This is a genomic window from Aeromicrobium sp. Leaf272, assembly GCF_001422865.1.
Taxonomy (GTDB): domain Bacteria; phylum Actinomycetota; class Actinomycetes; order Propionibacteriales; family Nocardioidaceae; genus Aeromicrobium.
Window position 1 is genome coordinate 6,118 of record NZ_LMMY01000001.1, and the last position, 1,376, is coordinate 7,493.

The 1,376-nt window shown below is 68.6% G+C and carries 2 protein-coding genes and 1 tRNA gene; 1 reads left to right on the forward strand and 2 read right to left on the reverse strand.

Annotated features, from left to right (window positions below; all coding sequences use genetic code 11):
* Positions 1–83: 83 nt before the first annotated feature.
* Positions 84–731 carry a TetR/AcrR family transcriptional regulator gene (locus tag ASF38_RS00035; protein ID WP_055970147.1) on the forward strand — a complete coding sequence of 216 codons (648 nt, stop codon included), beginning with the start codon at positions 84–86 and terminating at the stop codon, positions 729–731.
* Positions 732–776: 45 nt separating this feature from the next.
* Here the strand turns inward: ASF38_RS00035 and ASF38_RS00040 are convergent.
* Both ASF38_RS00040 and ASF38_RS17725 read right to left on the reverse strand, forming a co-directional pair.
* A tRNA-Lys gene (locus ASF38_RS00040) sits at positions 777–849 on the reverse strand.
* A gap of 210 nt (positions 850–1,059) precedes the next feature.
* The coding region (locus tag ASF38_RS17725) for a hypothetical protein (protein ID WP_200914340.1) at positions 1,060–1,376 on the reverse strand (317 nt) is incomplete at its 5' end.

A 1,376-nucleotide genomic window follows, 5' to 3' on the forward strand; every position in this document is an offset into this window, starting at 1 on the left:
GATTCCTCCGAAACTGAAGATTTCTTCAGAGTAGGGATGCGACGGTCCGTGGTCAAGCGTTCTCGCGGGCTAGGATCGTCGCCATGGCCGCCCCTGTGAGCACGTCACGCTTCGACAAGCGCCGTGCCCGCACGCGCGCCGCCCTCATCGAGGCAGCGCAGGGGTTGCTGGTGGAGGGCCGGCTGGGCGTCCCGATCCAGGAGGTCACCGAGCGCGCCGACGTGGGCATCGGGACCTTCTACAACCACTTCGCCTCGAAGGACGAGCTGTTCGCCGCCGCGATCGAGTCCGCACTGTCGCAGTGGGCGGAGTCCCTGGACGCCGTCGACGACGGCACGACCGATCCGGCGGCCCTCTTCGCGCGCAGCTTCCGGCTCACGGGACGCCTGCACCGGCTCGAGCCCCAGATCAGTCGCGTGCTGCTGACTCAGGGCCATGCGCTCTCCCAGTCGCCGGACGGGATGGGGCCGCGCGCCCGCCGCGATATCCGCGCGGCGCAGGAGGCGGGGCGCTTCCTCGACATGGACCTGGACCGCGCGATGGTGGTGGTCACCGGCGCCATGATCGAGCTGGGTCACCTCCTGCACGAGCGCCCAGGGCTCGACGAGGCCGAGACGGTCGACGGCGTCACGTCCGACGTCCTCGTGGCCCTCGGGCTCGAGCGAGCCGAGGCCGAGCGCCTCTGCGCGGAGCCCCTGCCCTCGATCGACGCGACGGCCGGGCTCGGCTGACCGGTCAGAACCAGGTCCTGAGTCCGGCGGGCGACGGCGGAGTCGTAGGCCCCGTGGGACTCGAACCCACAACCCGCGGATTAAAAGTCCGCTGCTCTGCCAGTTGAGCTAGAGGCCCGGGACATGGGGACTTTAATCCGGAGAACCTTCCGGAGAAATGCCCATGTTCCTGCGGACCATCGTAGTCAGTGACCCTGTCGCTGCTGTCACTCCACGGGAGAACCCTCGGGAGAACGCGCGTGTGATTCACGGTCCGACCTGACAAGGTCGGACCGTGCTCGGTCGAGCCTCGATCCGCAACCGTGCACGGCGGAGCTCGGCCGGTGAGTCAGCCGGTCGACGCCGGTGGGCTGACGGCCGCCTTCACCTCTGGCATCTCCGCGATCCGCAGGCTGCGGACGAAACGATCCACGAGCCGGCCGGTGACTTCCCAGGGAGCCGAAAGAACCTCAGCCGTCGAAGCCTGGGTCGTCCGAAGGTACTCGTGAGAGTCAGCACCTACGACGACCTCGCCCATCCCCCAGCCGCGACCGTGAAGGTAAGCGGGGAGTCCAGCGATCCCCTCGGCGAGAACGGCGAACCGCCACAGTCCGCCGTAGGAAGCGTGCTCGGAGACCTTGCCGGCGATGTCGACGGTCTGCCGGG